5 protein-coding genes are annotated in these 5,521 nt (G+C 36.8%); 4 read left to right on the top strand and 1 reads right to left on the bottom strand.

Annotated features, from left to right (window positions below; translation table 11 throughout):
- Positions 1 to 35: 35 nt before the first annotated feature.
- Positions 36 to 1,442 carry an undecaprenyl-phosphate glucose phosphotransferase gene (locus HMPREF9420_RS03470; protein WP_007134049.1) on the bottom strand — a complete coding sequence of 469 codons (1,407 nt, stop codon included), beginning with the start codon at positions 1,440 to 1,442 and terminating at the stop codon, positions 36 to 38.
- 1,060 nt (positions 1,443 to 2,502) lie between these two features.
- On the opposite strand from HMPREF9420_RS03470, the gene HMPREF9420_RS03465 reads away from it, so the two are divergent.
- The 4 genes from HMPREF9420_RS03465 to rny all read left to right on the top strand — a co-directional run bounded on the left by HMPREF9420_RS03465 (position 2,503) and on the right by rny (position 5,496).
- Positions 2,503 to 3,135, top strand: coding sequence for a hypothetical protein (locus HMPREF9420_RS03465; RefSeq protein ID WP_007134048.1), 633 nt, complete (start codon positions 2,503 to 2,505; stop codon positions 3,133 to 3,135).
- 188 nt (positions 3,136 to 3,323) lie between these two features.
- Positions 3,324 to 3,617 carry a hypothetical protein gene (locus tag HMPREF9420_RS03460; RefSeq protein ID WP_007134047.1) on the top strand — a complete coding sequence of 98 codons (294 nt, stop codon included), beginning with the start codon at positions 3,324 to 3,326 and terminating at the stop codon, positions 3,615 to 3,617.
- Positions 3,618 to 3,624: 7 nt separating this feature from the next.
- Positions 3,625 to 3,924, top strand: a complete 300-nt coding sequence (locus HMPREF9420_RS03455; RefSeq protein ID WP_044078737.1) for a cell division protein ZapA — start codon at positions 3,625 to 3,627, stop codon at positions 3,922 to 3,924.
- Positions 3,925 to 3,957: 33 nt separating this feature from the next.
- Positions 3,958 to 5,496 (top strand): ribonuclease Y, encoded by a 1,539-nt coding sequence (gene rny, locus HMPREF9420_RS03450; RefSeq protein ID WP_007134045.1) that lies wholly within the window; start codon positions 3,958 to 3,960, stop codon positions 5,494 to 5,496.
- The last annotated feature ends 25 nt before the right edge of the window (positions 5,497 to 5,521 follow it).

Below are 5,521 nucleotides of genomic sequence, written 5' to 3'. Positions count from 1 at the left end.
TAACTTTCTATTTTATATATATAACTTTCTTTCTATTAATATGCATGCTTGTCTGGTTTAATGATGCTGAAAGCTGTTTTGAAAATGATTCGTAAATCCAGCCAGAATGTCCAGTGTTCAATATACCAAATGTCATGTTCTACACGCTCTTGCATCTGCCAAAGTTCTTTAGTCTCGCCACGATAGCCTGTTACTTGTGCCCAACCTGTTATGCCTGGTTTGCAGAAATGACGTACCATGTACTTGTCTATCAGGTCACTATATATCTCCGTATGACGTAACATGTGAGGGCGAGGACCAACAATACTCATGTCGCCTTTTAACACATTCCAAAACTGTGGCAATTCATCGATGTTCGTTTTACGCATGAATTTTCCGAAAGCAAATTTGCGAGGGTCATCCAAGGTGGCTTGCATCGTGTCTGCATTCTTATTCACATGCATGCTTCTGAATTTGTAACACTTAAATGATTTGCCTTCAAATCCCGTCCGCATTTGCGTGAAGAAGATTGGACCTGGACTCTGAATCTTAATCAATAGGGCTATAATAGGGATAAATGGAAGCATACAAAGGCAGGCGATGAGCGACACTGCAATATCAAAACTCCGCTTAATAATGCGATTACTCATAATTGTAAGCGGTTCAACATGATTGGTATAGAGCAGCGTTTCGCCCATGAACTCGGGTTTTAAGCGCAATCGATAGGTACCAAACATTCGTGGAATATAATAGAAACGAATAACCTTTGCATCACAAAACTTCATGATTTGTGCAATAAAATCATTAAAATCATGACTTAAACAGCAAAAGATTTCGTCTGCAATTGATTTGTTTTCATGATGTATGATGTTGTTAAAGTCATCAAGTGTTCCTATGTGTTGAAGTGCTTGCGGACAATTTTCTATCTCTTTATTTGCATAATATCCTTTTATGTGATAGCCCATTGCAGCGTCTCCCGCCATAGTCTTGTAGAGCCCGATGAGTGCTGGATCATGTCCCACGAAAATCACTTTATGTGAATTATAACCCTTCTGTCGGAAATAATTCAATATTCCACGTTCTGCAAAACGACTAAACATAATCACTAAAAAACTTATGATTCCATAGAGAACTGATATGTGGAAAAAGTTTTCTTCAGGGCAAATAAAACTCAGAAATATATAAGTTAAAATCACATGTGTAGTCACAAGTTGAAGTGCTCTGACAAAGATTTTATCGAAATCTATCTTGCGAACATGAACAATCGTACGGAAAAAATATTGTGCAACGCCCATCGCTGCATTGGCAGCGAATAGAGTTATCTTGGTAGCAGTATGGAAATAAGAAGGAACATTCTTTGGGATTAGCAGAATGAAACAAACGAAAATGATATTGATAATCATAAAATCGTTTAGGGTTACCAGTCTGCGTACGAAGTCGTTCCTGCTAAGATTCTGACTCATCGTGCACTATTTTTTATTTGAATATAAATTCGTTATCACTAATATTATATAGTAACGTGCAAATATAATAAAAAAAACACAATAAAAAAACAATTGTTCTGTTTTTTGTTTTAATTGTACTAAAGTTTTGTATTCATTGTCTTTATCTCATCAAAAACGATGTGTTATTCAATGTTTCCATAGGATTCTATTTTAGAAAAGAATCATTTTATCGAAGAAAATAAAATAGAGGGTTGTTTTGTTTGTATTTATATTCATTTTGTTTGTTAATTCTTTTATTTTTGTAATGATATTCTTTTGATTATTAATTTAGATTGTTAATCTTGTTTTTTGTGTAAAGTTTGATGATAGTTTTTAACATTTTTCGAAATCATAAAAGAGAAATCCTGAGGCCATAAAAATGGAGTTTTATATCAATTTTAGATATCTTGAATTATACTTGCAGTCACTTCGTAATATGAAATGGTGTTATTCACTCTGTAAAGTGAGTCGTTTTGTCTGCTTAAATGGGATGTTTTACATTGGAAAAGTCTGTGTTTGCTTACGTGGATAATTATGATTTGGCTTCTTTTATGAAGCAATATGGGTGATTTTATCATTGATTTTATTCTGCAAAATGATGCTGATTTTCTATTGTGTTGATATTCATAGTGTTGCAATCCTATGAAATTCGGCCTGATTTTCCACAATATTGATGTTGTGATTAGATTTTAAGAAGATTTTGAAGGGGTTTGTAAAAACTAATGATAAAATTTAACATATACAATAATAGGAATGTTTGGGTGTGTTGGATGGATTGGTTGTTTGGATTGTTTTGTATAGATATGTATTATGAATTGGAGTAGGGGATGGCAGAGAAGATATCTTTAAGCACCATATTATGTGTACTATCTGAGTAAATGAATACGTAGTTGTTGTTTTGAAATACCAGGTTTGTTGGTTTGTTTTGAATTGATTCTACCTATATTCTCCATGTAAAAATTAGGTTTATTGGTAAGAATATCGTACCTTTGCAAAGCATTTTAACAATAAAGTTCAATAACAAAGAATATTAAACAATATGGGATTTTTTTCTAAACTGTTTGGAAAGAAGGAATCAGAAGTTAAAGTTGGTGGCATGGAAGACTTCATGACACTGATTCGTGTGTATTTTGAGGCTTCACTTGCAGTTAATCTTGGCATCAATAATTTAGGCATGTTGCCTGATCTTCGCACGTTTAAGACAACGCTACGTGTACCTACTTTGAATAACAAATTAGGCTTAGGTGAGAAGAATCAATGTCGAAAGATGATGCGAGAAATGTATGGATTAGGAGATGATTTCTTTAAGGAGATTGATCAAAGTATGCGGAAAAACTGTCGGAAAATACAGGATGTACAACCTTATATGGTTCAGTTCCAGGGCTTTTCTCAAGACTTGATGATGCTCGTTGGTAATCTAATGAAGTTCAAGTTGCGTCTGCCTTCTTTTATGAAAAAGGCTATCTACACAATGACGGAGAAGACCGTGTCTGACTTATTCACAAAGAATGATTATACAGATCCTGGAGTTATTAAAGCAGTTATGGCTGTAAGGCAGTATGACAAGCGTTTAGGCTTCAGTCAGAAATGGATTACCGACTTTGTTTATCAAGTAGTTATGCTGGCTAAGAAAGAACCTCGTCAGGCTGATAGTGACGCAAAACAAAAATAGAATGCACTGCGCTACTGATATATGTTGGTAGCGATTGCATTATAATGGTTTAGTAAAGGTCGCTGAACGGCACGGTTTTTAGAATTTCACATGATGCTAACATCGTACATACGAATGTGATAAAATGTGAAATTAAAATTTGGTTATTCCGATAAAATCAATTAAATTTGTAACCAAATTGTAAATTTATGGATGCAACTGAGCATGCTCTTAATTTGTTTTCTACGCGAGTAAGGCAGATGATTCTTCAGTATAAAGAGCTGAAGAAAGAGAATCTTGAGCTTTATTCTATGGTAGATGAGCGTGACGAACAAATCAAAATGCTCAACAAAAAGCTTGTTCAGGCGCAGAATGATTACAATAGTCTGAAGATGGCTAAGATGTTAGAAGTGACTGATGGTGACTTAGAAAGTGCCCAGAAACGACTGCAACGGCTCATCAGGGACGTGAATAAATGTATAACGCTACTGAGTGAAAGATAACAGAGCGATGGCAGATGAGAATACAGATAAGTTGCATATAAGGCTACATGTCTATGATACGGAGTTGTCGGTGAACATTGTTCGTGAAGATGAAAAACTCTATCGGGACGCTGCAAAGCTTATTACAACAACAGTAAATAATTATGCCAATGTGTTCAAAGGACGCAAAGGAGATAAAGATTTATTGTATATGGCCCTTATAGATATAGCTTTGCGCTATGAGCGTGAAGCCTTGCGCAATGATACTGAGCCTTTTAAGGATATTCTCGGAAAGCTTACTTCTGAAATCGAGGATGCGTTGAAATGAACGAACGAGAATATTATCAAAATCTAAATTATAATGAATGTAGTAACTATCATAATTGCTATAGTGGCCCTTTTGGCTGGATGTGCGATTGGATATGCCATTTTCCGTTATGTTATTAAAGGAAAATACAATGATTTAATTGAGGCTGCCAGCAAAGAGGCGGAGGTCATTAAGGAAAAGAAACTCTTAGAGGTTAAGGAGAAGTTCCTAAATAAGAAGAGTGAACTTGAAAAGGAAGTACAGCAACGAAACCTAAAGTTTCAGCAGAATGAAAACCGCTTAAAGCAGCGTGAAATCACATTGAATCAGCGTCAAGAAGAACTTGGTCGTCGCAAGATGGATGTTGATCAAGAACAAGTTCGGATTGATAATGAGAAGAAGTTATTGTCTGTGAAGCAGCAAGAACTTGAGAAAATGCAGAAACAAGAGCAAGCAAAGCTTGAGGAACTCTCTGGACTTAGTGCTGAAGAAGCAAAGAAACGACTGGTTGAAAGCTTGAAAGATCAGGCAAAGCTTGATGCTGCAAGTTACATCAATGAGATTATGGACGATGCAAAACTCAATGCAAACCAGCAGGCGAAGAAAATCGTAATTCAAACCATTCAGCGTGTAGCAACGGAGACAGCTATCGAGAATTCGGTCAGTGTTTTCCATATAGATAACGATGAAGTTAAAGGCAGAATTATTGGTAGAGAAGGTCGAAACATTCGGGCATTAGAGGCAGCTACTGGAGTGGAGATCGTCGTAGATGATACTCCTGAGGCTATCGTGATTAGTGCTTTCGACCCAATTCGTCGCGAAGTTTGTCGTTTGGCATTGCACCAGTTAGTAGCAGATGGGCGTATACATCCGGCTCGAATAGAAGAGGTTGTGGCTAAAGTAAAAAAACAACTTGACAATGAAGTAATTGAAACAGGTAAGCGTACAGCAATAGATTTAGGTATCCATGGCTTGCATCCAGAATTGATTCGTATCATCGGTAAGATGAAATATCGTTCAAGTTATGGTCAGAACCTTTTACAGCATGCACGCGAAACAGCCAATCTTTGTGCAGTAATGGCGTCAGAACTTGGGTTGAATCCAAAGAAGGCTAAACGCGCTGGCTTGCTTCATGACATAGGAAAGGTGCCAGACGAAGAAAGCGAATTGCCGCATGCTTTATATGGAGCGAAGATTGCAGAGAAGTATAAGGAGAAACCAGATATCTGTAATGCCATCGCAGCTCACCATGATGAGGAGGAGATGACGACGCTTCTTGCACCGATAGTACAGGTTTGTGATGCCATTTCTGGTGCTCGTCCAGGTGCTCGTCGAGAGATAGTTGAGGCTTATATCAAGCGTCTCAATGACCTTGAGGCAATAGCAATGAGTTATCCAGGAGTAACCAAGACTTATGCAATTCAAGCTGGTCGAGAGCTTCGTGTCATTGTAGGTGCTGACAAGATGAATGACGAAGAGAGCATCAAACTTAGTGATGAGATTGCTACGAAGATTCAAAATGAGATGACATATCCTGGTCAAGTGAAGATAACTGTTATTAGAGAGACGCGCTCAATAGCCTATGCAAAATAATAATTTGAGTTTATATATAAAAAAG

The sequence above is a fragment of the Segatella salivae DSM 15606 genome, from assembly GCF_000185845.1.
Taxonomy (GTDB): Bacteria; Bacteroidota; Bacteroidia; order Bacteroidales; family Bacteroidaceae; genus Prevotella; species Prevotella salivae.
This window is presented reverse-complemented; position numbering and strand designations above follow the sequence as displayed.

Coding starts and splice junctions, on each gene's coding strand:
- HMPREF9420_RS03460 (WP_007134047.1), top strand. CDS start 3,324: ATGGATGCAACTGAGCATGCTCTTAATTTGTTTTCTACGCGAGTAAGG.
- HMPREF9420_RS03470 (WP_007134049.1), bottom strand. CDS start 1,442: ATGAGTCAGAATCTTAGCAGGAACGACTTCGTACGCAGACTGGTAACC.
- rny (WP_007134045.1), top strand. CDS start 3,958: ATGAATGTAGTAACTATCATAATTGCTATAGTGGCCCTTTTGGCTGGA.
- HMPREF9420_RS03465 (WP_007134048.1), top strand. CDS start 2,503: ATGGGATTTTTTTCTAAACTGTTTGGAAAGAAGGAATCAGAAGTTAAA.
- HMPREF9420_RS03455 (WP_044078737.1), top strand. CDS start 3,625: ATGGCAGATGAGAATACAGATAAGTTGCATATAAGGCTACATGTCTAT.